The organism is Gilvimarinus sp. 1_MG-2023, assembly GCF_030548285.1.
This window is the reverse complement of the sequence record NZ_JAUOSC010000003.1, coordinates 153,076-177,451: the sequence shown is the minus strand read 5'-3', so window position 1 is coordinate 177,451 and position 24,376 is coordinate 153,076. Positions and strand designations below refer to the sequence as shown.

The 24,376-nt window shown below is 50.4% G+C and carries 24 protein-coding genes; 16 read left to right on the top strand and 8 right to left on the bottom strand.

The window, feature by feature from the left end:
* Nucleotides 1-163: 163 nt before the first annotated feature.
* The 13 genes from Q4563_RS06275 to Q4563_RS06215 all read left to right on the top strand — a co-directional run bounded on the left by Q4563_RS06275 (nucleotide 164) and on the right by Q4563_RS06215 (nucleotide 11,630).
* Nucleotides 164-1,453 (top strand): glutamate-5-semialdehyde dehydrogenase, encoded by a 1,290-nt coding sequence (locus tag Q4563_RS06275; RefSeq protein ID WP_303603988.1) that lies wholly within the window; start codon nucleotides 164-166, stop codon nucleotides 1,451-1,453.
* Complete coding sequence (nadD, locus tag Q4563_RS06270; protein WP_215977934.1) at nucleotides 1,453-2,106, top strand: nicotinate-nucleotide adenylyltransferase; 654 nt, start codon at nucleotides 1,453-1,455, stop codon at nucleotides 2,104-2,106. The genes Q4563_RS06275 and nadD overlap by 1 nt, the downstream gene beginning before the upstream one ends.
* 10 nt (nucleotides 2,107-2,116) lie before the next feature.
* Nucleotides 2,117-2,458, top strand: coding sequence for a ribosome silencing factor (rsfS, locus tag Q4563_RS06265; protein WP_215977933.1), 342 nt, complete (start codon nucleotides 2,117-2,119; stop codon nucleotides 2,456-2,458).
* Nucleotides 2,459-2,473: 15 nt separating this feature from the next.
* Nucleotides 2,474-2,944: a 23S rRNA (pseudouridine(1915)-N(3))-methyltransferase RlmH gene (gene rlmH / locus Q4563_RS06260; RefSeq protein WP_303603987.1), complete on the top strand. Its 471-nt coding sequence runs from the start codon at nucleotides 2,474-2,476 to the stop codon at nucleotides 2,942-2,944.
* Nucleotides 2,945-2,972: 28 nt separating this feature from the next.
* Nucleotides 2,973-4,814, top strand: a complete 1,842-nt coding sequence (gene mrdA, locus Q4563_RS06255) for a penicillin-binding protein 2 (RefSeq protein WP_303603986.1) — start codon at nucleotides 2,973-2,975, stop codon at nucleotides 4,812-4,814.
* Nucleotides 4,814-5,959 carry a rod shape-determining protein RodA gene (rodA, locus tag Q4563_RS06250; RefSeq protein ID WP_215977930.1) on the top strand — a complete coding sequence of 382 codons (1,146 nt, stop codon included), beginning with the start codon at nucleotides 4,814-4,816 and terminating at the stop codon, nucleotides 5,957-5,959. The genes mrdA and rodA overlap by 1 nt, the downstream gene beginning before the upstream one ends.
* Nucleotides 5,956-6,969: a lytic murein transglycosylase B gene (gene mltB, locus Q4563_RS06245; protein ID WP_303603985.1), complete on the top strand. Its 1,014-nt coding sequence runs from the start codon at nucleotides 5,956-5,958 to the stop codon at nucleotides 6,967-6,969. Before rodA ends, mltB begins: the two co-directional genes overlap by 4 nt.
* Nucleotides 6,966-7,775 (top strand): septal ring lytic transglycosylase RlpA family protein, encoded by an 810-nt coding sequence (locus Q4563_RS06240; RefSeq protein WP_303603984.1) that lies wholly within the window; start codon nucleotides 6,966-6,968, stop codon nucleotides 7,773-7,775. Before mltB ends, Q4563_RS06240 begins: the two co-directional genes overlap by 4 nt.
* A 127-nt stretch (nucleotides 7,776-7,902) precedes the next feature.
* Complete coding sequence (locus tag Q4563_RS06235; protein WP_215977928.1) at nucleotides 7,903-9,051, top strand: D-alanyl-D-alanine carboxypeptidase family protein; 1,149 nt, start codon at nucleotides 7,903-7,905, stop codon at nucleotides 9,049-9,051.
* Nucleotides 9,052-9,148: 97 nt separating this feature from the next.
* Nucleotides 9,149-9,421, top strand: a complete 273-nt coding sequence (locus Q4563_RS06230; RefSeq protein ID WP_215977927.1) for a YbeD family protein — start codon at nucleotides 9,149-9,151, stop codon at nucleotides 9,419-9,421.
* Complete coding sequence (lipB, locus tag Q4563_RS06225) at nucleotides 9,421-10,104, top strand: lipoyl(octanoyl) transferase LipB (protein ID WP_303603983.1); 684 nt, start codon at nucleotides 9,421-9,423, stop codon at nucleotides 10,102-10,104. Before Q4563_RS06230 ends, lipB begins: the two co-directional genes overlap by 1 nt.
* Before the next feature lie 10 nt (nucleotides 10,105-10,114).
* The gene (lipA, locus tag Q4563_RS06220) at nucleotides 10,115-11,125 is read left to right on the top strand and encodes a lipoyl synthase (RefSeq protein ID WP_215977925.1); all 1,011 of its coding nucleotides are present in this window, start codon (nucleotides 10,115-10,117) and stop codon (nucleotides 11,123-11,125) included.
* Nucleotides 11,109-11,630, top strand: a complete 522-nt coding sequence (locus Q4563_RS06215) for a GNAT family N-acetyltransferase (RefSeq protein ID WP_215977924.1) — start codon at nucleotides 11,109-11,111, stop codon at nucleotides 11,628-11,630. The genes lipA and Q4563_RS06215 overlap by 17 nt, the downstream gene beginning before the upstream one ends.
* On the opposite strand, the gene Q4563_RS06210 is transcribed toward Q4563_RS06215, so the two are convergent.
* The 3 genes from Q4563_RS06210 to Q4563_RS06200 all read right to left on the bottom strand — a co-directional run bounded on the left by Q4563_RS06210 (nucleotide 11,625) and on the right by Q4563_RS06200 (nucleotide 14,784).
* Nucleotides 11,625-12,311, bottom strand: coding sequence for a glycerophosphodiester phosphodiesterase (locus Q4563_RS06210; protein ID WP_303603982.1), 687 nt, complete (start codon nucleotides 12,309-12,311; stop codon nucleotides 11,625-11,627). The two genes, Q4563_RS06215 and Q4563_RS06210, sit on opposite strands and share 6 nt — an antisense overlap.
* An 88-nt stretch (nucleotides 12,312-12,399) precedes the next feature.
* On the bottom strand, nucleotides 12,400-13,569 hold the full coding sequence (locus Q4563_RS06205) for an EAL domain-containing protein (RefSeq protein ID WP_215977922.1): 1,170 nt from the start codon (nucleotides 13,567-13,569) through the stop codon (nucleotides 12,400-12,402).
* 27 nt (nucleotides 13,570-13,596) lie between these two features.
* Nucleotides 13,597-14,784: an amino acid aminotransferase gene (locus Q4563_RS06200; protein WP_215977921.1), complete on the bottom strand. Its 1,188-nt coding sequence runs from the start codon at nucleotides 14,782-14,784 to the stop codon at nucleotides 13,597-13,599.
* Nucleotides 14,785-14,914: 130 nt separating this feature from the next.
* Between Q4563_RS06200 and hisC the strand changes: the two genes are divergently transcribed.
* Nucleotides 14,915-15,994 carry a histidinol-phosphate transaminase gene (gene hisC / locus Q4563_RS06195; protein WP_215977920.1) on the top strand — a complete coding sequence of 360 codons (1,080 nt, stop codon included), beginning with the start codon at nucleotides 14,915-14,917 and terminating at the stop codon, nucleotides 15,992-15,994.
* Here hisC and Q4563_RS06190 read toward each other — a convergent pair.
* On the bottom strand, nucleotides 15,975-16,514 hold the full coding sequence (locus Q4563_RS06190) for an STAS domain-containing protein (protein WP_215977919.1): 540 nt from the start codon (nucleotides 16,512-16,514) through the stop codon (nucleotides 15,975-15,977). The two genes, hisC and Q4563_RS06190, sit on opposite strands and share 20 nt — an antisense overlap.
* A gap of 476 nt (nucleotides 16,515-16,990) precedes the next feature.
* Between Q4563_RS06190 and Q4563_RS06185 the strand changes: the two genes are divergently transcribed.
* Nucleotides 16,991-19,267 carry a putative bifunctional diguanylate cyclase/phosphodiesterase gene (locus Q4563_RS06185; RefSeq protein ID WP_303603981.1) on the top strand — a complete coding sequence of 759 codons (2,277 nt, stop codon included), beginning with the start codon at nucleotides 16,991-16,993 and terminating at the stop codon, nucleotides 19,265-19,267.
* A 57-nt stretch (nucleotides 19,268-19,324) separates the two neighbouring features.
* Here the strand turns inward: Q4563_RS06185 and Q4563_RS06180 are convergent, their stop codons facing one another.
* The 3 genes from Q4563_RS06180 to Q4563_RS06170 are packed head-to-tail and all read right to left on the bottom strand — an operon-like array spanning nucleotide 19,325 to nucleotide 21,803.
* Nucleotides 19,325-20,398 carry a succinylglutamate desuccinylase/aspartoacylase family protein gene (locus Q4563_RS06180; RefSeq protein WP_215977917.1) on the bottom strand — a complete coding sequence of 358 codons (1,074 nt, stop codon included), beginning with the start codon at nucleotides 20,396-20,398 and terminating at the stop codon, nucleotides 19,325-19,327.
* Nucleotides 20,395-21,300, bottom strand: coding sequence for a 30S ribosomal protein S6--L-glutamate ligase (gene rimK, locus Q4563_RS06175; RefSeq protein WP_215977916.1), 906 nt, complete (start codon nucleotides 21,298-21,300; stop codon nucleotides 20,395-20,397). Before rimK ends, Q4563_RS06180 begins: the two co-directional genes overlap by 4 nt.
* A 50-nt stretch (nucleotides 21,301-21,350) precedes the next feature.
* A complete protein-coding gene (locus Q4563_RS06170) occupies nucleotides 21,351-21,803 on the bottom strand; it encodes an ATP-dependent zinc protease family protein (protein WP_215977915.1) in 453 nt (150 codons plus the stop codon).
* Between the two features lie 403 nt (nucleotides 21,804-22,206).
* Here Q4563_RS06170 and Q4563_RS06165 point away from each other — a divergent pair, with 403 nt between their 5' ends.
* Complete coding sequence (locus tag Q4563_RS06165; protein WP_303603980.1) at nucleotides 22,207-23,508, top strand: GGDEF domain-containing protein; 1,302 nt, start codon at nucleotides 22,207-22,209, stop codon at nucleotides 23,506-23,508.
* 50 nt (nucleotides 23,509-23,558) lie between these two features.
* Here the strand turns inward: Q4563_RS06165 and Q4563_RS06160 are convergent, their stop codons facing one another.
* Nucleotides 23,559-24,371: a symmetrical bis(5'-nucleosyl)-tetraphosphatase gene (locus Q4563_RS06160; RefSeq protein WP_303603979.1), complete on the bottom strand. Its 813-nt coding sequence runs from the start codon at nucleotides 24,369-24,371 to the stop codon at nucleotides 23,559-23,561.
* Between the last annotated feature and the right edge of the window lie 5 nt (nucleotides 24,372-24,376).

Sequence of the window (24,376 nt, the reverse complement as noted above, 5' to 3'; positions counted from 1 at the left end):
ACGTAAGTAGTCTGAACGGAAACTGAAGCATCAATTCGAACTGAGAATGCAGTAAACGTCACGAAGAGGCGACATCGGTGTCGCAGTTGGGGTAATAAGTCGTTTTGAGGGCATACTCAAATAGTATGAAAGGGCCTTAAGCAGGTATAATTGCCACCATTATATGAAAACGGCTACAGGTTGGATGATGTTGGATAAGGTTTCTGTCAAAGAATACATGGCTCGACTGGGTGTCGAGGCGCGAGCGGCTTCGCGTGTACTGGCGGCAAGCAGCACTGGGGTGAAAAATGAAGCGCTACAGGCGATGGCCCGTGCCCTCGATGCCAATCGCGAGCTGTTAACACAAGAAAATGCCAAAGATTTGGCCGCCGGTCGCAATAATGGCCTGGATGCTGCCTTACTGGATCGTTTGGCGCTGACGCCAAAAACCATTGATGGCATGATTGAAGGCTTGCTTCAGGTCGCAGCCTTGCCTGACCCCTGTGGTGAAATCACCGATATGAGTTTTCGCCCCAGTGGTATCCAGGTGGGCAAAATGCGAGTGCCTCTCGGGGTGGTCGGGATTATTTATGAATCTCGTCCCAACGTCACCATCGATGCGGCCAGTTTATGTTTGAAGTCCGGCAATGCGGCTATTTTGCGCGGTGGTAAAGAGGCGATTCACTCCAATAAAGCCATTGCTCAGTGTATTGAAAAAGGCCTGGCTGAGGCAGGTCTGCCGCTGGGGTGCGTGCAAGTCGTGCAAACCACGGATCGCGCCGCGGTAGGTGAAATGATCACCATGCCCGACTATATCGATGTGATTGTACCGCGCGGTGGTAAAGGCTTGATCGAGCGTATCGCCAGCGATGCTCGCGTGCCCGTCATTAAACATTTGGATGGCATCTGCCACGTTTATATCGATGCCAAGGCCGACCTGGACAAAGCCTACAGCATTGCCTTGAATTCGAAGACTCATCGCTATGGTGTTTGTAATGCCATGGAAACCTTACTGGTGGATGAGTCTGTCGCGCCTGCGATCTTACCCAGACTTGCTACCGCCTATCTGGAAAAGGGGGTGGAGCTGCGCGGTTGTGCGAAAACCTGCGCCTTGATTGACGCTAAAGCGGCGAGTGAAGAAGATTGGGCAACCGAATATTTGGCGCCTGTATTGGCGATCCGTGTGGTGGCCTCGCTGGACGAAGCGATGGACCATATCGCACAGTACAGCTCGCAACATACAGAATCAATTGTGACGGAAGACTACACTCGCGGCCGCCGTTTTATTACCGAGGTCGACTCTAGCTCGGTGATGATTAACGCCTCAACGCGCTTTGCCGATGGCTTTGAGTATGGTCTGGGGGCTGAAATTGGCATTTCCACCGATAAAATTCACGCGCGTGGCCCCGTGGGGCTGGAGGGGTTAACCTCGCAGAAATGGCTCGTGCTGGGCGATGGCCATATTCGCACCTAATGCGGCGTAAAATCGCATTACTAGGCGGTACTTTTAACCCGATTCATCACGGTCATTTGCGGCTGGCCTTGGATTTGGTGGAATCGGTGGGCTTTGAGCAATTGCGTTTAGTGCCCTGCCATTTACCGCAGCATCGCCAGCAACCCACCGTTAGCAGTGACCGGCGGGCGCAAATGGTGGCCCAGGCTATTGCCGGGTGCGATGTTCTGCAGTTGGACCGATGTGAGTTGGAGCGCGGTAGTGCCACTTATTCGATCGATACCCTGACTCAGCTGCGGCGCGAACTTGGTGACGATGCATCGCTGACTATGGTGATGGGGATTGATGCCTATTTGGGTTTGCCTCGCTGGCACCGTTGGCGCGAACTTTTGACTCAGGCACACCTGTTAGTGGTGGCGCGGCCAGGTTATTCGTTTAAACCTGACGCGGAGCTGGCCGAATACGACCGGGTTCACCGAGCAGAGGTGGGCGTTTTGGCAGAAAAACCGGCGGGTAGTGTAGTGCATTTATCGGCGCGCCTACTGGATATCAGTGCCACAGAAGTGCGTGAGCTCACAGCCCAGGGGCGCTCAACACAGTATTTAATTCCCGATGCCGTTCGGCACTATATTTCCGAGCACGGCCTGTATTCGGCCGACGCTCATTCTTCGTAAAAGGTAAGGTATGACTGACAAATTAATTAACGTTCTGCACAGTGCATTGGACGATTTAAAAGCGAAAGATTTAACCCAAGTCGATGTGCGCGGTAAAAGTGACGTGACGGATGTATTAATGATTGCCTCGGGCACCTCTAATCGCCATGTTAAATCACTGGCTTCCAGTGCCGTAGAAGATGCCAAACAAGCGGGTTTTCAGCCTCTGGGGGTGGAAGGCTTGGAAGGTGGTGAATGGGTGTTGGTAGATTTTGGAGATATCGTACTGCATGTGATGAAGCCCGATACCCGAGAGTTTTATGACCTGGAAAAACTTTGGTCGGTGGAACCTGCCGGTCGCTCTGCTGACTAAATAAGGATTAGCTCCGTGCGCATCAAATTGATTGCCGTGGGAACCCGCATGCCCAGCTGGGTAGTAGAGGGCTATGGGGAATACGCTAAGCGTTTGCCGCGCGGTGATATGAGTGTTGAGCTGGTTGAGTTGCCACTGGCTAAACGAGGCAAAAACGCGGATATTCCCCGGGCAATGGAAAGTGAAGGGGAGGCTATGATTGCCGCCATCGGTAAAGGCGATCGCGTCATCGCCCTCGATGTCCAGGGCCGCAGTTTTAGTACTGAAAAACTGGCAGAGAAACTGGCCACTTGGCGCATGGATGGGCAAGGGATCAGTTTATTGGTGGGTGGGCCCGACGGCCTTTCGGCCAAGGCTTTAGCACTGGCCGATGAAAAATGGTCACTGTCAGCGTTAACCTTGCCACACCCTTTGGTGCGGGTATTGTTGATGGAACAGCTGTATCGAGCTTGGACGGTTTTACATAACCATCCCTACCATAAATAAAACCCTATAATGAACCTGCTGGAATTGCATGTCTGACGCACGTCATTTTAAAGACCACCATCGTGAAGCGAGAGTTTTTATTGCTCGTACGGTCTTTACCGCTGTGTTCATTATATTGTTAACCGGCTTGCTGGTGACGCGTTTCTATTCGCTGCAAGTGACTCATCACCAAGATTACGTTACCCAGTCGGATCGCAACCGCGTACATGTATTGCCTATCCCCCCAACTCGCGGTCTTGTCTACGATCGCAACGGTGAACTGTTAGCCGAAAACCGCGCCAGCTATACCCTATCTATCGTTTACGAGCGGGTATCCGACTTGGAAGCAACGCTTGAAGTGGTGGGGGGGCTGGTTAATGTCTCTGCCAATGATATTGAAAAGTTTAACGATCAGCTGCGGCAAAAGCGCCGCCCATTTGACCCTGTGCCTTTGCGCTATAACTTAACAGAAGAAGAAATTGCTCGGTTGGCGGTCAATGAGTATCGGCTTGATGGGGTCGAGGTGCATGCTCAGTTGGTACGCAACTATACCCACGGCGAATTATTTGCACATACCTTGGGGTATGTGGGACGAATTAATGAAAGAGAGTTGGCCGGCTTCAGCGAAGAGGTATATCAACAATATATCGGCACCCATTCCATTGGTAAAATTGGTCTTGAGCGCGAGTACGAGCAACAACTGCTTGGGCAGGTAGGTTACCAAAACGTCGAAACTAACGCTCGGGGGCGTGTGCTTCGTGTATTGGACAGTCGAGCCCCTAAACCCGGGCAAGATATCGTGTTGCATATGGATACGGCTCTGCAACGCGAAGCGTACCAAGCATTGGACGGGCGGCGCGGGGCGGTGGTCGCCATTGATGTGAACAGCGGTGGTGTACTGGCCGCTATTAGCGCCCCGAGTTTTGATGCCAATTTATTTGTAACCGGTATTAGCTATAAAGATTACCGTTTATTAAACCAATCGCGAGATTTGCCATTGTTCAACCGGTTTTTACAGGGGCAATATCCGGCAGGCTCCACAATTAAACCTGTCATTGGCTTGGCGGGTTTACATCATGAAGTGATTACCCCGCAAGATACGATTTATGATCCTGGTTACTATCGACTCAAAAATGATAACCGCTTGTACCGAGACTGGAAACGTCAGGGGCACGGCAGTGAGGTAGATATCACACAGGCGATTGTCGAATCCTGTGATACGTACTTTTATGATCTAGGGCATAACCTCGGCATCGATCGAATGCATAATTTTGGCGATCAATTTGGTTTGGGGGAAAAAACCGGGATTGATATCCCCAGTGAGCGCCGCGGGTTATGGCCCTCCAAACAGTGGAAGCGCGGTGCTCGCGGCGTGGGTTGGTACCCAGGTGACAGCCTGAATGTTTCTATTGGCCAAGGAGATGTGTTGACGACGCCCGTGCAGCTGGCGGTAATGACGGCCACCTTGGCGAATCAAGGCAAACATTTTCGTCCACAAGTGGTGAGTCAGGTGGGCGCAGAGGCCAAACAGCCTGAGTTAGTACAAAGTGTCGATGTCGCACAAGAGCATTGGGATGTCGTGCTCGACGCCATGCGCGAAGTAATTCACGGACGACATGGCACAGCCAAAAGTATCAGTGGTGGAGCAAGCTATGAAATGGCCGGTAAAACTGGTACCGCCCAGGTGGTGGCGATTGCGCAGGGAGAGAAATATGACTCAGACGCGCTGTCGGAGCGCAATCGGGATCATGCGCTGTTTGTTGGCTATGCCCCTTTTGATAAGCCGGAGATTGCTGTGGCTGTTATTCTGGAAAACGCCGAGTCTAGCTCATCGGCGGCAAAAATTTCGCGCCGATTGTTCGACAACTGGCTGAACCGTGAGAGTCGCTAATGCCTAACCAAGATTTCTTACGCCGCCTCCCCGAATCGGATCAAACCTTGCGACGGCGAGATCGTCTGCAGCAGCGCATCCATTTGGACTTTTGGCTCCTGTTGCTGCTTATAACCATCACCGCTGGAGGGTTGGTTGTTTTATTCAGTGCCAGTGATCAGTCGACCGGAACGATAAAGCGCCAAGGGGTGTATTTTATTATCGCTTATATTGCGATGTTTGTTGTCGCGCAAGTGCCCGTGCATTTTATGCGGCGTTTAGCACCTTGGGCCTATGTGGTGGCAGTGGGTTTGCTAGTGTTAGTGATTTTTTATGGTGTTGGCGCCAAAGGTGCGCAGCGTTGGTTGAGTATCGGCGGCTTTCGTTTCCAGCCCTCGGAATTAATGAAATTAGCCATGCCTGTCGCCATTGCGGCCTATCTGGGGCAGCGCCATCTTCCTCCTGCGTTCAAACACATTTTTTGGACACTTGTTTTTGTAGCGATGCCTGTGGTGCTAATCATTAAACAGCCAGACTTGGGTACTTCAATTTTGGTGGCGGCTTCGGGCCTGATGGTATTGTTTTACGCTGGTATTTCTTGGCGCTATATATTGGCGGCCCTGTGCGCTACGGTATTGAGTATTTGGCCGTTGTGGCAATTTGTTTTACATGATTATCAAAAACGCCGGGTATTAACTTTATTGAATCCAGAGGCTGATCGTTTAGGAGCCGGTTGGAATATTATCCAATCCAAAACCGCTATTGGCTCTGGCGGTGTGCCAGGCAAAGGGTGGCTGCAGGGCACTCAGTCACACTTAGAATTTTTGCCCGAAGGGCATACGGATTTTATTATTGCTGTGCTCGCTGAAGAGTTTGGCTTGATCGGTGTGTTGATGTTGATGGGTTTGTATTTATTGGTCGTTGCGCGCGGTTTGACGATTGCACTGCGGGCGCAGGATAGTTTTGGTCGGCTGTTGGCTGCAAGCATTACTCTGACATTTTTTGTGTATGTCTTTGTCAATATCGGTATGGTATCTGGTTTGTTGCCCGTAGTGGGTGTGCCTCTGCCTTTGGTTAGTCAGGGCGGGACCTCCCTGGTGACCCTAATGATTGGCTTTGGTATTTTAATGGCTATTGCCACCGAGCCGCGTAAGGTGATTCGATGAAAATATACCAACGCCCTTATTGGCTGTGGGCTGTATGGCTTTGCTTTTGGCCTGTCTGTGCTAATGCTGACTATACTCAACACTCAAATGCTCAAGTGTTTATCGACCGTATGGTGCAGGAACATCATTTTGAGCGCGAGCCAGTTTTGGCCATTTTAGCTGAAGCAAAACAACAACAATCTATTCTTGATGCCATAGCCCGTCCGGCGGAAAAAACCAAAACCTGGGCCGAGTATCGCCCGATTTTTTTGCAACCCCAGCGTATCGATAACGGTGTGCAGTTTTGGTTAGATAACCAACAAGCCTTACAGCGAGCGGAACGCACTTATGGCGTACCCGCTGAATATATTGTCGCCATTATTGGGGTGGAAACCCTGTATGGAAAATTTACCGGTAAGCATCGGGTAATTGATGCGTTGAGTACACTGGCTTTTGACTATCCGCCGCGCAGTGATTTTTTCCGCAAAGAACTAGAGCAATATTTCCTACTTACCCGTGAGCATAATCAAGACCCACTGATAAACAAAGGTTCCTACGCCGGCGCCATGGGGTTGGGGCAATTTATGCCCTCCAGCTATCGAGAGTATGCGGTCGATTTTAGTGGCGACGACTGGCCTGACATTTGGCAAAATAAAGCAGATGCCATTGCCTCTGTGGCCAATTATTTGCACCGGCACGGTTGGCAAGCAGGGCAGTGGGTGGGCGTGCGAGCAAGGCCTGAAAACAAAATTGTGCTGGATGAACCTCTTTCCATCGCTCCGCCGTCACTTACTGTTGCCGACTGGCAAGCTCGGGGCTTACAACCGGTCATTGCTGTTGATGCCGCCAGCCAAGCCAACAGCCTTGCATTGATGGGGGAGTTGGGCACTGAATACTGGCTCACCTTTAATAACTTTTATGTCATCACTCGCTATAACCACAGTGCGCTTTATGCTATGGCCGTACACCAATTGGCGCAAGCTATTTATCGGCAGGGGTTTGAGAAAATACAGGAGAAAAAGCCACAATGAAGGTTTGTTTGCAGTGGGTCGTATGGGCAATGGTACTAACGCTGGTGGCTTGCTCGCAAAGTCAAAACTCTCGCTATTCCATGAAACATGACACTGGCCCCGATGAACATATCGATGTTAGCCATATTCCCGACGCCGTACCTAAATATGAGCCGCGTACCCGTGCTGGTAATAAAAACCCTTACACGGTTTTAGGCAAAACTTATTACTTGTTAGAAGATGAAACTCGCTACAAAGAACGCGGTATTGCTTCTTGGTATGGGAAAAAATTCCACGGTCACGACACCTCCAATGGCGAAGTGTATGACATGTACGGTATGACCGCAGCGCATAAAACCCTACCGATCCCCTCCTACGTGCGGGTGACACATTTGGATAATAACCGCAGCGTTGTGGTTCGCGTCAATGATCGTGGTCCGTTTCACGAAGGGCGAATCATTGATCTAAGTTATGCTGCAGCGCAAAAGCTGGGTATTGCCAGCGCGGGTACGGGGCCGGTTGAAGTGGAGATTATTGTTCCCGGCGATGTACCGCCCCCGCCATTGCGCCCCGAGCATCGAGCTGCAACCGAGGCCAGTGGTGTGTACTTACAGGTAGGGGCTTTTGGCAGTTCGAACAATGCAGCGGCGCTGCGTGATGATATTACCGATCTGTTAGATGCGCGCGTATTTATCAGCGAGTTTATGGCGGCCAAACCCCTGTACCGTGTCCGTATAGGGCCGTTAAAGGGGATGACAGAAGTCAACCAAGTACGTGAGCGTCTTAATGAGGTGGGCTATCGCACCAGTCATATTGTTAACGACTAGTATGACAAATGAGTGCTTTAGGGCAGCAAAAATTTTAAATGTGAGGCGGGCGGGTGCCGAATGGCGCTAGATTGCGGTAAACTACGTGATACTTTTAATCAATGAAACGGGTGTAAACGGTCGAGACATGCTATCCAAAATACTCTCCTTCGCAGGAATTTTCACACTCTCTGTCGTCGCTCACGCGCAGCAGGTATTGATCCCGGCACCACCACAATTAGCGGCGACTGGCTATTTACTGTTGGATGCCGATACCGGTGAGGTTTTAGTTGAGCATAATGCAGATGAGCAGTTGCCACCAGCAAGCCTGACCAAAATGATGACCAGTTATATCGTCACCAATGAGCTGGAGCACGGCCGGTTAGGAGAGCAAGACCTCGTCAATGTGAGTGTAAAAGCCTGGAAAATGGGTGGCTCCAAAATGTTTGTGCGCGAGGGTACACAGGTGCCGGTCATGGATTTGCTCCGTGGCGTTATTATTCAATCGGGCAATGATGCCAGTGTCGCCTTGGCAGAACATATCGCCGGAGGTGAAGATGCTTTTGCCGATGTGATGAACCAGTCAGCCCGTTTATTGGGTATGAATAATACGCACTTTGTGAATAGCACCGGTTGGCCCGCTGAGGGGCACCTGACCACGGCTCGGGATTTGGCGCTGCTGGCCAAAGCCATTATTGAAGACCACCCTCAGTATTATCCGCTCTACGCGGAGAAGTATTTCGAATACAACGAAATTAACCAGCCCAACCGGAACCGCTTACTCTTTCGTGATGCCACCGTCGATGGCTTGAAAACTGGTCATACCGAAGCGGCAGGTTACTGCTTGGTGGCTTCGGCTAAGCGCAACAATATGCGTTTAATCTCGGTAGTGATGGGCACCAAAACTGAATCTTCCCGGGCGGCAGAAACCCAAAAGCTGCTCGCATACGGGTTTCGTTATTTTGAGAATGCCACCCTCTACAGCGCGGGCGCCGAACTGGAGAGCGCGCCGGTCTGGTATGGTAAGTCCGATCGAGTGGCGCTATCGGTGGACGAAGATGTCATTATGACCATCCCCAGAGGCAGCCGCGACAACATTGAGGCTAACCTGACCGTTGCTGAAACCTTAAAAGCGCCCATTGCTAAGGGCGACGAGCTGGGGCAGCTGATTCTAACGCTCAACGGTGAAACACTGGCGACTTTGCCGGTGGTTGCCTCCCACGAGGTGGAACAGGCCGGTTTATTTGCCCGTTTGATTGACGCAATCAAACTCTTTATTGCCAGTTTATTGAGCTAACACCCCTTGAGCCGTGGGCGCACGCCCACGGCGATATACGGCTAATGGCTATAAACCTGCTACAATAGCGGGCTCGTTAAAGACTGTTGAAGGCCGCATGACTCAGCAAGAACCCCCTAAAATTGAATTTCCCTGCCCCGGCTACCCGATTAAGGTATTGGGTGAGGCTGGCGAGAGCTTGAAATCCACCGTAATCGAGGTGATGCAAAAGCACGCACCCAGCTTCGACGCTACTCGACTGAAAATCAAAGACAGTGGTAAAGGGCGTTATCAATCGATAACGGTCTATATTACCGCTACAGGCATTGAGCAATTGGAAGCGATTCATCAAGATTTGCGGGCCAATCCAGTTGTGAAAATCGTTCTCTAATGAACGAGTTTTCTTCTGTGGCGAAGTCTCTTGCGGTAAAGTCTCTCGGGCTGCGCGACTATCCGTCGGTCTGGCAAGCCATGCAGGATTTTACCAACCAGCGAACTTCCGAGAGTCTCGATCAGCTTTGGTTGGTTGAGCACCCGCCGGTGTTTACCCAAGGCCAGGCTGGAAAAAGTGAGCACTTACTCTCGGTAAATGATATACCGATTGTCCAGTCTGATCGCGGCGGTCAGGTTACTTACCACGGTCCAGGCCAGCTGGTGGCTTATCCGCTGCTGGATTTACGCCGGCTCAAGCTGGGGGTGCGTGACCTGGTGACCGTGCTGGAGCAGAGCTTGGTTGCGCTGCTCCAACACTACGATATTAACGCTTACGCCAAACCCGATGCACCCGGTGTGTATATCGATGATAGCAAAATAGCCTCGCTAGGCTTACGAGTGCGCCGCGGTTGCAGCTTTCACGGTTTGGCGCTTAACGTGGATATGGACTTATCGCCTTTTGCCCAAATTAACCCCTGTGGGTATGCGGGCATGGCGATGACCGATATGACCCGCCAGCTCGGGCTTGCGCCCTCTATGGAGCAAGTGCAGTCGCGCTGGGTGGATTGTTTTGTACAGAAATTGTTCGACAAAACCGGTATAATGCTCGCGGCGCAAAACGCCGACCCGTCTACTATTTAAAGAGTTTTCTATGACCACCGATATCCCCGATATTCAACCGGTGAAACGTACTCGCCGCCACAAGCAAGGTGAGAAGCTGCGCGATGCTGACAAAGTAGAGCGTATACCGGTAAAAGTGATCGCCAGCGATTCCAACGACATTCCTCGCAAACCCGACTGGATACGGGTACGAGTACCCGCTTCGCCAGAGGTGGATAGAATTAAAAAATTGCTGCGTAAAAATGGCCTATCTTCCGTGTGTGAAGAAGCCAACTGCCCCAATTTGAGTGAGTGTTTCTCGGGCGGTACAGCCACCTTTATGATTATGGGTGACATCTGTACCCGCCGCTGCCCCTTTTGTGATGTAGGCCATGGTAAACCCAACCCGTTAGACAGCAAAGAGCCCACCCAGTTGGCCGAGGCTATTGCCGATATGGGGCTTAAATATGTCGTGATTACTTCGGTCGATCGCGATGATTTGCGCGATGGCGGAGCGGGACATTTTGCCGACTGCATCCGCGAGTCGCGCCAGCGCTCACCCAAACTTCAGGTGGAAATCCTGACGCCAGATTTCCGTGGTCGTATGGAGCCTGCGCTGGACATTCTGGAGCGCGAAGCGCCGGATGTGTTTAACCACAATTTGGAAACCGTTCCTCGCTTGTATCGCCAGGCTCGCCCTGGCGCCAACTACAAGTGGAGCCTTAAGCTATTGGCGGAATATAAAAAACGCCGTCCCGATGTCTTAACCAAGTCGGGCTTAATGGTCGGCTTAGGGGAAACCAAAGAAGAGATTATCGAGGTGATGCGCGATATGCGTGAGCATCAAATCGACATGATTACCATCGGTCAGTACTTACAGCCTTCGCGGGATCACTTGCCGGTGGAACGCTATGTTCACCCGGATGAGTTCGCCGAATACACCGAACTTGCCAATGAGCTAGGTTTTAAACACGCCGCTTGCGGACCACTGGTACGCTCCTCTTATCACGCCGATAAACAGGCGCACGGTGAAGATGTGCAGTGGTTTGACACCAAGTCATAATGTCGTGGCGTTCGATTCAGGGACGAACGTCGCCATTAAAACCTTACGCCAAAGGCCGGACTTGCTCGATCAGGTTGCCGCTTGGCACCATCGTGAATGCCTGCGTCAGGGCATTCAGACCACTCTTGCCAAGCGCAAGACTCGCCTGCACAAACATTTGTCTACCGACAACGCTATCCCCCAAACATGGCTGGCACTAAATGCTCGCCATCTGGTGGGGTGCATCAGTCTAGTCAGCTACCACTTAACACCCATTGCGAGCCAAGAGCCTGAGCCCGAACCTTTATGGTTGAGCAATTTGTATGTGCAACCCGACTTTCGCTGCACGGGGGTGGGAACACAACTGGTGGACTTTGTGGCCGCGTTTGCACGCGGTGTCGGTGAGTCAGAGTTGTGGTTAATGGCCAGTGAACAGACCGAGTTTTATCACCAGCGCGGCTGGCAGCTTGTGCGCCAAGCTCGCATTGCTAAGCAGCCGGTCAATGTGATGCGTCGCGCGCTATAATTTTGTGGCAAGACATTGCTCTGTGCGGTCGGTAAAAACCGCATCGGCGCGCCACTGGGCCAGTTCGCGCCATTCCTCCGGATAATTCGCCGTATAAACCCAGCTTTGCATACCCCTTCTATGAATATCGTTTATCAATGCCGGCGTCGTTAGGTCGATATGGCTATTAAACGAATAAGCCTGCAGGGCGCTGGCGCAAGCAGAATAATCCAGACTTAACCCCGCCATTAATACCCCAATTTTTATGTTGGGTAGGGCTTGTTGGCAGGCAAATAGTTCGTGGTGATTGAAGCTTGAGAGTATTAAATGCTCCCGAGTTAATTGATGCTCGCGGCAGGCGCTGTCTAGCGCCTTGGCTAAAGCATTGGCCCCGCCGGCATTCTTTATCTCCAAATTAAGCAGGCAGCGGCCCTTAACAAGACGTAATACGTCGTAAAGGTCAGCCAGCGGCTCACCGTTACTAAGGCGAACAGAATTCAGCTCAGCTCGGGTAAGCGTGTCAATTCGGGCGTTGTTAGATTGCGGCAGGCGCCGATCGTGGTAGACCCAAAAACGGTTTTGATAAAACCAAAGGTCTATTTCAATACCGTCCGCACCTAAATCCAGGGCAGCTTGGATAGCCGCTAATGAATTTTCTGGTCTATCTGGTGCACTGTATCCGCGATGAGCGATGCATTTCATATTCGAGCCTTGGCCCCGATTCGTTATGTATTACCAATGTGGCGTGGTGGGGCTCAACAGGGCTGAACCTACATGTGGTTTGGCTTGATTACGACTCAATTATGGGGCCGGGCCGACCGTAGAGAAACCCTTGAATTAAATGAATGCCCATCTCCCGGCACAACTGAGCCGTTCTTTCGGTTTCGACGCCCTCGGCTAGAGTTTTTATACCCAGCCCGCAAATAAGCTCATTTAATGTCGATAGCAGTTGGTAGCGGCCAGTGGTGGACCCTTCGAGATCGCGCACCAGTGCAATATCGAATTTTAGGTAATCTGGGGGAACCTCTACCACTTCTAATAGCCGCGCTTGGCCCGCGCCAAAGTCATCATAGGCCAGCCCGATGTCGAGCTTATTTAGAGCACGCCTAACCTCGGCCATGGCATCGAGGTCGGTAATAGCCGCCTCGTGCACCTCGAACACTAGCGTGAGCATGGGGAATAGTGTGCGCAAACGGGTAAGCTCACTCAGTAGCGTATCGAAGTCCTTCGATTCATTGGGGTGGGTATTAAAAAATAATGGCACATCGAGCTTTGCTTTGGCGGCGTCTGCAAAACATTCTTGCCGGAAAAGCTGGCTTAGAGCTACCTCAGAGTCGAGGGTTTCGGCCAAATTAAACAACACCGCCGGACTTTCACCTATGACAGGGTGCGCCCCTCGCCCCAAAAGTTCATAGCCAAAAGGGGTGCCGTCATTATGAGTAATGACCTGTTTATAGCCGTGAACCAGACGCTGTTGCAGCAATTCAAAAAATTCACGGGTGTGCAGCGGGAATTGGCTGGGAAGGTTGCCGATACCGACCCGGGTAGAGTCACGGGCAATCTGGGTGTGCGAGTCGGACTCGACCATTAAGCGAAATTCGTGATCACCTAAATGCAGTACATCCCCGGGATCGAGTTCAGTGGGCTCGGTGATCGACTGTCGATTGACGAAAGTACCATTGGTACTGCCCAAGTCGGTGACCAGCAACTTGCCGTTGAGGAGCTCAAAGCGAGCGTGTTGGCGAGAGACACTCTCCATATTCAACTGCAGAGCACAATCGGCATGCCGGCCTGCCACCGCTGGCAATTGGCGCAGTTCATAGCGTCGCGACTTCAAACTGTCGGCCGAATAACCTTCCAGATAGTAGTGAATACTCACCGCGTGCTCCAAGCTCCTGTCGTTATTAGAGATGCCTTTTAATAGTAGCGTTTTTCTGTGGGTAATAGCGGCAGCGCTCATGTCTAATCGTCATAAGCATTCAAGCTTTTATAAAACTTTGCTAATTGCTCTTGCTAAGTACGGCAGGTTACTCGCCGAAATTCCCGCAATATTAATGCGGCTGTTGTCGGTCATATACACACTGAACTCTTGTTTTAGGCGCTGCACTTGGCCAGAGCTTAGCCCCAAAAAGCTAAACATACCCTGTTCGCGTTGAATAAACGAAAAATCTCGTTCACTTTCCTGCGCGAGGGCCGCGACCAAATCCTGGCGCAATTGCTGGATGCGTTGGCGCATGGCGGTTAACTCTTCCAGCCATAAAGCGTTGAGAGTGTCGTCGTGGTAAACCCTATCCACAATCGCGGCGCCGTGAGCAGGTGGCATGGAATAGAGCCCGCGGGCGATACTCAATACTTGGCTTTGCACCGCTTGAGCCTGGCTCGCGGATTGACTAACTACACTTAAACTGCCCGCTCGCTCGCGATAGAGCCCTAGGTTTTTAGAGTAAGAGGTGGCTAAGACTAATTCTGGCAACTGTTCGGCCAAGGTGCGAACACCGAAGGCGTCTTGCTCAATGCCCTCGCCAAAGCCTTGGTAGGCCATATCAATAAAGGGGGTAAAGCCCTTTTGGTGCGCAAGCTCGGCTATGCTTTGCCACTGTTCGCGGTTAAGGTCGGCGCCGCTTGGGTTGTGGCAGCAAGCGTGCAGTAAGACAAGGTCGCCGGCTCGGGCATGGCTTAGGGCGCTGTGCATGGCATCAAAATCGATCGCGTGTTGGGCAAAGTCGTAATAGGGGTATTCAATCAATTCCAGCCCGGCGTTGCCCAACAGAGGGATATGGTTGGCCCAAGTGGGGGTGCTCACCCAAATGCGCGCATCGGGGCGGGATTTTTTTATTAATTCCGCCGCCAGTCTTAAGGCGCCACAGCCACCGGGGGTCTGCACTGTGGCAACTCGTTGCTCTATTAATACACGGTGTCCGGTGCCAAAAGCGAGTTGCTGCGAGGCGAAATTGGCACCATCAATGCCTGCAGGTGATGTATAAGACTTACTGGTTTGCTCGGTCAGCAGCTGAGCTTCGGCCTGGCTTACCGCCGCCAGAACTGGAGTCAGCCCCGCTTCTGTTTTGTAAACCCCCACGCCTAAATCGACCTTGAGGGGATTAGGGTCGGCTTTATAGGAGGCACTGAGCCCCAAAATGGGGTCGGCGGGGAGCAGGGGCAGCTCATTAAACATGGGGGGTTCCTTAGTGCTGTGAGTGAAACTGTGCTGATGATAGCGTAATTTATCCCAAAAGGTGGCATTCCTTATTCGCCGCGAGCACTTCAGGGTTGTTATAATCGAGCTTTTTAAAGGCGCTTATTGTATGTCCAAATACTGGAGTGAAGTTGTTCGAACCATCGAGCCCTATGTGCCCGGAGAGCAACCGCAAGTGGATGGCTTAATTAAGCTCAACACCAATGAGAGCCCCTACCCACCATCGCCTGAGGTCAACCGCGTTTTGTCGCAAGAGGTTGTCGATCGATTGCGCTTTTATCCCGACCCAAATGCAACCGAATTGCGCCAGTCGATTGCCCGCTATTACGACCTGGATGCAGGCTATGTATTTGCCGGCAATAGCTCCGATGAAGTGCTGGCGCAAACCTTTATGGCTTTTTTTCAGCAAGAACAACCGCTGTTGTTTCCTGATATTACCTACGGATTTTACCCAGTCTATTGTCAGTTGTTTGGTATTGAATCGAAAAAAATACCGCTGACAGAAGATTTTACTTTAGGTTTGGAACAGTACCGTCAGGCCAATGGCGGCATTATTTTTCCCAATCCTAACGCTCCCACCGGACAGCTAACGCCGCTGGAGGCTATTGAAGCGCTACTGGTGGATAATACCGAATCGGTGGTGGTCGTGGATGAAGCCTATATCGATTTCGGCGGAGCCAGTGCGGTATCATTGTTAGAGCGCTTTGAAAATTTATTGGTAGTGCAGACCTTTTCAAAATCCCGTGCCCTGGCGGGTATGCGAGTAGGATTTGCGCTGGGTAACCCGGCTTTAATCGAAGGGTTGGAGCGGGTTAAAAACTCGTTTAATTCTTACCCGCTGGATGCGATTGCCCAGCTAGCTGCTCAGGCGGCCATGGAAGATCGTGATTACTTTGATCAGTGTTGTCGCAAAGTTATTGCAACCCGTGTTACGACCATCGATGCTTTAGTGCAATTAGGGTTTGATGTTTTACCCTCTCAGGCCAACTTTGTTATGGCGAAACCACCCGCTCACATAACCGCAAAACACATGGCCGAAAAATTGCGAGAGCGAAAAATCATTGTTCGCTATTTTGCCAAGCCGCGTATTAGCGATTACCTTAGAATCAGCATCGGCACCGACGAACAGATGCAACAATTGCTTGTCTGTGTGCGCGAGATTCTTGAACTTACTGGCGTGGCCGAATAATAAATTCTTCGGTCAGGCCACTCCAAATCAGTCTTTTATACAGTTCACGACTGCATTGATTGAGAGAAATATCACCGCTGCCCGCTTTTTTTTGATCTTTAAAAAGCAATAGCATCGCCAGGCCTGACAAACTCATGTTATCGGTGTTTTTTAGATCGATTTCAAACTGGTGAATGCCGTTACCGGCGGTTTCTCGCAGTAATTGCTGCCACTGGTTGATCATTTTTAAATCCATATCGCCATGAATGCTGACGCGAATACCGTGGCCGTGGTTGATTGGGTGCCAATCAACCCGTGTGACCTGCACTTGTTTTTTTTTGTTGGATGCTGGCACAGTAATACTGGGCTTGGTTTTATGGGGGCGCGCAGGTATATTTTTATGTGCTTTATCGTCTAGGCTGTCGCTGCAATGATCAGCTTGCAATAGCTCATTTAGCAAAGCAGTCTCATCGCTAAAGGCATGATTGTCACCGTCCCGGGCGAAAAATTCTTCTCCTATAAAGGGCACTTGCTTCTTCATAGAGTGTTCTCGCGTTCGCCGCTTGAAAGCGGCGAATAAACTTTGTGTAATGTTTATTATAGCGCCACTTTAGCTTAATACTTAACCAGACTTGTAGTTTTTTAACCAAGTGCGAACAATAAATGTCAATTATGGTTTTTTATAAAACAATGAACTATATATTGTGATTTTTACTGTCAGTGGATATATGAGTTAAGGCTGCTGGCAACTCTGTTCTTTGGTTAATTCAAAAATATCTAAAATCCCCCCTTGCTTAGTCGGCATTATTCTAATAGATTGGGTTTTATTACTAGCCCTTATAGATAACAGCGTGAATATGCATAAAAGCCCAAATATCATGGGCATTGGGCTGTGTTGCCTAAGAGGCAGCCGTATTCACAGAGCGTGGCCGCACGTTTCTTGTACTGACTTAATGTCGATAAGTGTATTAACGGGTCATTCGCCGCTTGCGAATTGACAGTGTCCTGTGGAAGTATATGCAAGAGAAGTTAACAGCCGCATCGCTCATTAAAAAGTACCAACGATTATTTCAGCAATACGACCATCATCAAATTGCTGAAAGATTGGTCTGCATGGTGGCGGCAAAACAAGGTATTAACCGAGTCGCTCTCGTTCTGAAACGAGAGAGCGAGCCGGTATTGTGCGCTCTGGCGATGCACAACGATGATACGCTCGAATCGCGCAGCTTAACGGTGCCTCTGTCTAATTCTCGCAATCTTCCGGTCGACCTTATTTCCTCGGTTTTACACAGTGGTCAGCATTACAGTCTGTCCGCCAGCGAGCTGCAACCTTTTGCTGCACAAAGCGGCATTGTTATTCCTATTTTAGAAGTGGAAACTTGTCTAGCTGCTTTTTATATAGAGGCAAGTGTAGAGGCAGCTAAGCTAAGCTCTGTTGTTGAGCAGCTGGAGCCGATATGGTTGATGGCATCGCTGATGACTCGTCAGGTGTCGGATCGACAGTGTCTGGACGAGCAAGCCGAACGCCATCGGATGTCGGAACAGGCACTGTGGGCCAACGAAACCTATCTGAACGCTATATTGCGCTACTCGCCGGCTTTGATCGCTGTCAAAGACCTCAATGGCAATGTGGTAATGGCCAGCGATCATTACAAACAATTGGCACATATCGAAGATGATTCCCTGGTCGGAAAAAACGCGCTGGATATTTATCCAGAGAGTCTCGTGGAATCTCTGACAACCATGGAAGCGGCGGCGCTCGATAATAGCCGTCCCTATGAAACAGAGCTAGATTTACTGCACAAAGATGGCACTCTTCACACCTATTTGATGGTGAAGTTCCCGCTTAGTGATTGCAATGAAGAAGTGTTCGGTGTGTGTACTATTTGTACCGACGTGTCGGACCGAAAAATGGCAGAAAGTGCCCTACGTGAACAGCAGTCACGATTAAACTACATGGCTTTTCACGACTCATTAACCGCGTTGCCCAATCGTTCGTTATTTTATGATCGTATTAATAATGGCGTCGCACGGGCTACTCGCTCGGGGGGGAAACTCGCCTTAATGTTACTGGATGTCGACCGGTTTAAAAACATTAATGATAGCTTGGGACACGATTCGGGTGACTTGCTGCTTAAAGCGATTGCCGGCCGCTTGAGCGAAGGCGTTCGAGAAATGGATACCGTAGCCCGCTTGGGGGGGGATGAGTTCGTCGTTTTGTTGGAAGGTATTCAAGATTTGGACGATGTTCGTTTTGTCGCCAATAAATTATTGGCGCACATCTCTCGTCCGATGGAAATAGCGGGGCATGACATTTCCATTACCGCCAGTATTGGTATCAGTGTTTATCCTACCGATGGCGACAATACCGATGAGTTATTGAAAAATGCCGATATCGCTATGTATAAAGCGAAAGAGGCTGGGAAAAACAACTGCCAGTTTTACGCTAAAGGTATGAGCGCTTCGGCGGTTAATTTTTTACTGCTGGAAAATGATTTACGTCGTGGTATCGAGCAAGATCAGCTGATACTGCATTATCAACCTCAAATCGATATGCGCACCGGTGCGTTGACGGGCGTTGAAGCTCTGGTGCGCTGGCAGCACCCTGAACGTGGAGTGGTTTCACCTGCTCACTTTATTCCGCTGGCCGAAGAGACGGGACTTATCGTGCCTCTGGGTGACTGGGTGTTAAAAGCCGCTTGCGAACAGCAAAAGCAATGGCTTAATGCGGGGTTAAATGTTCCGCAGATGGCGGTAAATTTATCCACGCGTCAGTTTCGACAAAGAGATTTTCCTGGCAAAGTGGCCACAGTCCTGCGAGAAACGGGATTGCCGGCGGAGTTTCTGGAGTTGGAAATTACCGAAAGCTGCGCCATGGAGCATGCCGGAGAAACCATTAATCAATTAAATCAGCTCAATCAAATGGGGCTGTCACTGTCTATTGATGATTTTGGTACAGGCTATTCTTCACTGGCGTATCTTAAGCGCTTTCCGATCGATAAACTAAAAATCGATAGCAGTTTTATTCACGACATTCCCATCGATCAAAACGACGCCGCTATCGCCAAATCTATTATTGGTTTGGCGCATAATATGCAATTAACTGTCGTGGCGGAAGGGGTCGAGCAAGAACAGCAAGCCAGTTGGCTGCGAGACAATGACTGCGACCAGGTGCAGGGCTATTTATTTGCCAAGCCTATGCCGGCGAGTAGCTTTGCCAGCCATTTTTGTGCGCGGGGCGAGTTTGATGTCACAGCAAATGTCGTCTCGCTAAAAGATTTTGCTCAAACCTAACCTCTAATTCTGCGGATATGAAATAGCCTTGATTACACACTTGGCTCAGTCGGCACTCTAATTAAGCAAAGACTCATCTTCGCCAATAAAAAAGGGCTCATCTTCGTCTTGAGAGGGGTCAAACGTTTCGTGAAAATCTACCACCTGGTCGGCCACTTGATGGATTTGCTTGCTGTAGTTAGCAAGGTGAAATAAAGCTTCGCCTTCATGCACTAAAGGCAGATTGGTTAGCCCAATCACAATGGATTCGGCCGGTGCGATTACCGGAATTTGAGTCATGCCAATGGGATCGGATACATAGGCTAGTGTGGTGCCTTTTTCGACCTTGGCGCCCAGTTGTACCAGAGGGCGCATCACCCCGCTCATGGGTGCGCGAACCCAGCGACTGTCATCGGCGATAGTCACTTTCGTTTCTTTTCCGATACGGCGTTTTTTGGGCAGCATATTCAGGTGACGCATCACATTGATAATGCCACGGGTGCCCGCTCGTATGCTGAACTCGTCAAAGCGCAGCGCTTCACCGGCCTCGTACAGTAGCAATGGAATACCCTGTTGGGCGGCCGTTTCTCGCAGTGATCCCTCTCGCAGCTTTGCATCCAGTACAACAGGGGAGCCAAAGGCCAAACCAAGGTCGCGGTTTTCTTCGAGAGATAAGTCAACGCGTATTTGCGGCAAATTCGCGCGGTGACGTGCTCCGGTGTGCAAATCGATACAGTGTGTACAGTGCTGCAAAATATCGGTGACTAGGGTGTGGGCCACCCGGCCCGCCAGTGAGCCGCGTTGACTGCCCGGAAAGCAGCGGTTGAGGTCGCGCCCATCGGGCAGATAGCGCGACTGGTTTAAAAACCCGTGTACATTCACCACCGGAATTGCCAGTAACGTACCGCGCAGTTTATTCAGCTGCTTAATGCCGAGTACCCGGCGAATAATATCCACGCCATTAATCTCGTCACCGTGCACAGCGGCCGTTACCAATAAGCATGGCCCTGGACGTTTGCCGTGGATAACGTGAACGGTTAAGCCGACATCGGTGTGCGTGTACATGGCTGCCAGGGGAATATCGACACTGCGAGTTTCTCCGGGTGCAATTGTTTCTCCGCCAATAACAATCGGAGTATTTTTCTCGTTCATCCCTTACCTTTGGTTTTATTGGCGTGTGGCCTGGCATTCTCTTCAATAAATTTTATAATGGCGCCAGCTACATCTTTATTAGTGGCTCCTTCAATACCCTCGAGCCCGGGTGAAGAGTTAACCTCCATAATTAACGGGCCACGGGTGGAGCGCAATACATCAACCCCTGCCACTTTTAACCCCATGGTTTGCGCCGCTTTAATCGCAGTACTGCGCTCGTTGGGGCGCAATTTAACCAGCTCGGCACTGCCGCCACGATGCAAGTTAGAGCGAAACTCACCTTCGGGGGCGGTGCGTTGCATGGCCGCGATAACCTTAGTGCCAATAACCAAGCAGCGAATATCACTGCCGCCGGCCTCTTTGATAAACTCCTGCACTAGAAACTCGGCGCGCAGTTCGCGAAAGGCCTCGATCACACTTTCGGCGGCTTTGGCGGTTTCGGCCAAGACCACACCGCGCCCCTGGGTACCTTCACACAGTTTTACTACCAAGGGGGCGCCACCGACCAATTTAATCAATTCTTTGGTGTTGTGGACGTTGTGGGCAAAGCTGGTTCGGGGCATTCCAATACCTTTGCGCGATAATAATTGCAGAGCGCGCAGCTTGTCGCGCGAGCGGCCCAACGCAACTGACTCTGTGAGGCAGTAAACCCCCATCATTTCAAATTGACGGATAACGGCTAAACCGTAGTGGGTGACCGAAGCGCCAATACGCGGGATGACGGCATCAAACCCTTCCAGCTCTTCACCGCGATACCAAATAGCCGGCTTCGATGGGGTAATGTCCATATAACACTTTAGGATATCGATGACGTGAGGTTCGTGCCCGCGCTCCAGGCAAGCCTCTACCAATCGGCGGGTGGAGTAAAGTCGCGCGTTGCGTGACAGTATGGCAATTTTCATTTAGTGTCCTAAAGAAGTTGGAATATTTACGCTGAAAAAAAACGGTCTTTTTATGCCTTAGGCCCTGAGTCGGTATCGCCACCGCACAAAAAAGATGCCTGAGGGTCTACCACAAAGCGTCCAGCAAGAGAGTTGCGGCCCAGCAACATACGAAACAGCATAGTTTCTCGGTTCGTTAAGGTCATCTCGGTAACCAAAGTATGGCCGCCAATACGCAGAGCAGTTTCAATGACATAGCGCTCTTCTTGATGCCCCCCAGAGTCGGTGACTCTGCGCGTTTCAACCACCTTAGCTTCACAGGTGTACTCTGGGTCTAGTGTTTTTTGCATGGGGTGTAGGCCAAAGCGTACCCACGGTTCCCCATCGCGGCTAAACTCCTCAACAAAAAAAGCGTGAATGGCCGAGGTTTTAGCGCCTGTGTCTATTTTGGCTTTGACTGGGCAATCGACCAAATCGGGTAAATGCACCCATTCTCGCCAACCAACAGATTGCTTTTCATGCATATTCAGATCTCAATACAGAAAACATAGGAGTGCCCATAACTGTAGCGGGTATAGCTTGAAGGTCAAACCCAGATAAAGCAATTCCCTTTTGTAAAGAGAAAACAATAGAGCTCTAATGAATTTAAGGGGGATTATTAGTGTTTAAGGTCGCTGGGGTTTGAGCGGCTCTTTATTGACCGCTTACAACGCTGGCAACCTACCTTAAGTGTTGACTAAGCTAAAGCCGTTATGCGGACAATATTTAAGGATAAACCCGCTGAGATAGGCGCTAGAGGCTAGCCATTGGTGCAAGGGATAGTGCGCGCATTGTCCTGAGTGTGCACAGCTGTTGGTGTATCTATGCGACAAACCTGCTGAATTTGGTATAAGCTTAAAGTAACAATAACAAGCTTTGGAATCCGGTATGCCCCATAGCTGGCGATTAGAAACGGTACTCTTGCTGTTGGTTCTGGCCACTGCGCTGAGTATATTCGCGCGTGATACGTTGCTGCGTGAAACTTTGATCATTGAGCCGGGAGAAGACTATAGCGTACGACTTTATGATGATGGTCGCGACGGCGGTAGCACTGAGGCTGTCATGTTGCCGGACAATCAAAGCGGTTATCAGTGGCAGTGTGATTTAAGGGCCGATTATCAATACCCATACTGTGGTTTTGAGATCCGGTTGGTGCAAGGCTGGGATGGCCTAGATTTATCCAGCTTTGATAAAGTCGAGCTGTGGTTGGATTACAGCGGGGGCAATAAATCAATTCGTATATTTCTACGTAATTATGACATTCGTTATTCCAACCCGAATGACGAAACCTCCACCAAGCATAATCAAATAGAGTTTTCTGCCGATCGAAAAGATCAGCACTATGAGTTTAGCTTCAGTGATTTCTTTGTTGCCAATTGGTGGTTGTTAGAAAATGACATTCCTCCTAATCTCTCGCACCCGCAATTCGATAATATTATCAGTTTTGATGTGCAAACCGGGTCGGAGCATAAGCTTGGGGTTAATAACTTTCACCTCAAAAAAGTGAAGTTCATTGGTCAACGCATAGACACTGCAGACTGGTATCTTGCCATTATTAGCATTTGGTCTGTTTTAATACTTGGGTTTTTGGCGTATCGGATTGTTGTGCTTTCAAAAGAGGTTCGTGAGCGCCAAATGCGCGAGAAAGAATTGTTGGCGATAAATAAGCTATTGGATTTTCGCAGTCAAGAGTTGGAGGTGTTAAGTAAAACAGACCATCTAACAGGCGCCTTTAATCGTCAGGGCATAGAAGGCGCCATCAAAAGTGGGTTGTCGGAATGGCGCCGTGATGGTAAATCGTTGTCGGTAGTTATGATCGACATCGACTACTTCAAGGCGATTAATGATAACCATGGGCATGCGGTGGGTGATGCGGTATTGGCCGGTATCTCGCAGTTAGTGCAAGAGCGAATACGCTCTTCTGATTTGTTTGCTCGTTGGGGCGGGGAAGAGTTTGTTTTAGTGTGTCGTGATACAAGCATGAATTATGCGGCGCACATTGCCGAAAAGCTTCGCCGGTTAATTGAAGAGTGCTCTTTTGCTGATGTTAAGGGGGTGACGGCAAGCTTTGGGGTGGCGAGTTTGCAGGGTGATGCAGATGTTGATGATCTGTTTAAAAAAGCAGATGAAGCATTGTATCGAGCCAAAAGAAAGGGTCGGAATCGGGTAGAAGTGTCCGATAATGACTAACCTGAATGGTGCAGGCGATGATGTGCAGTAGCGTTGACTTTATGTGATAACTACTTACATTTTACTCGGAATATTTCACCATCGTTCAATCGCATAGCACTTAAGCAGCCGCCCCATACGCAACCGGTGTCCAGTGCGGTCACGTGCTCGGGCTCAGCTTTGCCCTCAAGCGCAGCCCAGTGGCCGAATACAATGCGCTGCCCGCCACACAGATGGTTGGGGTGCTCAAACCAAGGTAAAAACTCTGACGTATTACTGCTGCATGGTGCCGATTTGTTGGTCAGCTCCAGCTCGCCCTCGGCGTTGCAAAAGCGCATTCGGGTAAGGTAATTGGTAATCAGCCGTAGCCGGTCTTGGCCGATTATTTTGTTTTTCCATTTGTTGGGCTGATTACCGTACATACCACTTAGAAACTCTTCGATATAGTCACTTTGCAGTACGGCTTCTACCTCGCGCGCGTGGGCTGTGGCCTCGGGTAGTGTCCAGTTGGGGGGGATGCCTGCATGCACCATGGTGTAACCGAGCTCGTGGTCGGTGTGCAGCAATTTCATATGGCGCAGCCAGTTAATCAATAAAGGGCCATCGGGTGCGGTGAGGATGGCATCCAGTGTGTCGGATGGGCCGCTCCTTTTTTTGCCCCAAGCCACCGCCAACAAATGCAAATCATGATTGCCTAAAACCGCTGTTACACAGTGGCGAATAGAATACAAAAAGCGCAGAGTGGCCAGAGATTTGGGGCCGCGATTGACCAGGTCACCCGCTAGCCATAATCGATCAACGTTGGGGTCAAAGGCAACCTTGTCGAGCAGCTTGTGTAAAGGCTTGAGGCAACCTTGTAAATCGCCAACAGCGTAGGTACTCACGATGC

Excerpts from the sequence above, each read along its gene's own strand:
- Q4563_RS06275 (WP_303603988.1), top strand. The coding sequence starts at position 164 with ATGAAAACGGCTACAGGTTGGATGATGTTGGATAAGGTTTCTGTCAAA.
- nadD (WP_215977934.1), top strand. The coding sequence starts at position 1,453 with ATGCGGCGTAAAATCGCATTACTAGGCGGTACTTTTAACCCGATTCAT.
- rsfS (WP_215977933.1), top strand. The coding sequence starts at position 2,117 with ATGACTGACAAATTAATTAACGTTCTGCACAGTGCATTGGACGATTTA.
- mrdA (WP_303603986.1), top strand. The coding sequence starts at position 2,973 with ATGTCTGACGCACGTCATTTTAAAGACCACCATCGTGAAGCGAGAGTT.
- rodA (WP_215977930.1), top strand. The coding sequence starts at position 4,814 with ATGCCTAACCAAGATTTCTTACGCCGCCTCCCCGAATCGGATCAAACC.
- mltB (WP_303603985.1), top strand. The coding sequence starts at position 5,956 with ATGAAAATATACCAACGCCCTTATTGGCTGTGGGCTGTATGGCTTTGC.
- Q4563_RS06240 (WP_303603984.1), top strand. The coding sequence starts at position 6,966 with ATGAAGGTTTGTTTGCAGTGGGTCGTATGGGCAATGGTACTAACGCTG.
- Q4563_RS06235 (WP_215977928.1), top strand. The coding sequence starts at position 7,903 with ATGCTATCCAAAATACTCTCCTTCGCAGGAATTTTCACACTCTCTGTC.
- Q4563_RS06230 (WP_215977927.1), top strand. The coding sequence starts at position 9,149 with ATGACTCAGCAAGAACCCCCTAAAATTGAATTTCCCTGCCCCGGCTAC.
- lipB (WP_303603983.1), top strand. The coding sequence starts at position 9,421 with ATGAACGAGTTTTCTTCTGTGGCGAAGTCTCTTGCGGTAAAGTCTCTC.
- lipA (WP_215977925.1), top strand. The coding sequence starts at position 10,115 with ATGACCACCGATATCCCCGATATTCAACCGGTGAAACGTACTCGCCGC.
- Q4563_RS06210 (WP_303603982.1), bottom strand. The coding sequence starts at position 12,311 with ATGAAATGCATCGCTCATCGCGGATACAGTGCACCAGATAGACCAGAA.
- Q4563_RS06205 (WP_215977922.1), bottom strand. The coding sequence starts at position 13,569 with ATGAGCGCTGCCGCTATTACCCACAGAAAAACGCTACTATTAAAAGGC.
- Q4563_RS06200 (WP_215977921.1), bottom strand. The coding sequence starts at position 14,784 with ATGTTTAATGAGCTGCCCCTGCTCCCCGCCGACCCCATTTTGGGGCTC.
- hisC (WP_215977920.1), top strand. The coding sequence starts at position 14,915 with ATGTCCAAATACTGGAGTGAAGTTGTTCGAACCATCGAGCCCTATGTG.
- Q4563_RS06190 (WP_215977919.1), bottom strand. The coding sequence starts at position 16,514 with ATGAAGAAGCAAGTGCCCTTTATAGGAGAAGAATTTTTCGCCCGGGAC.
- Q4563_RS06185 (WP_303603981.1), top strand. The coding sequence starts at position 16,991 with ATGCAAGAGAAGTTAACAGCCGCATCGCTCATTAAAAAGTACCAACGA.
- Q4563_RS06180 (WP_215977917.1), bottom strand. The coding sequence starts at position 20,398 with ATGAACGAGAAAAATACTCCGATTGTTATTGGCGGAGAAACAATTGCA.
- rimK (WP_215977916.1), bottom strand. The coding sequence starts at position 21,300 with ATGAAAATTGCCATACTGTCACGCAACGCGCGACTTTACTCCACCCGC.
- Q4563_RS06170 (WP_215977915.1), bottom strand. The coding sequence starts at position 21,803 with ATGCATGAAAAGCAATCTGTTGGTTGGCGAGAATGGGTGCATTTACCC.
- Q4563_RS06165 (WP_303603980.1), top strand. The coding sequence starts at position 22,207 with ATGCCCCATAGCTGGCGATTAGAAACGGTACTCTTGCTGTTGGTTCTG.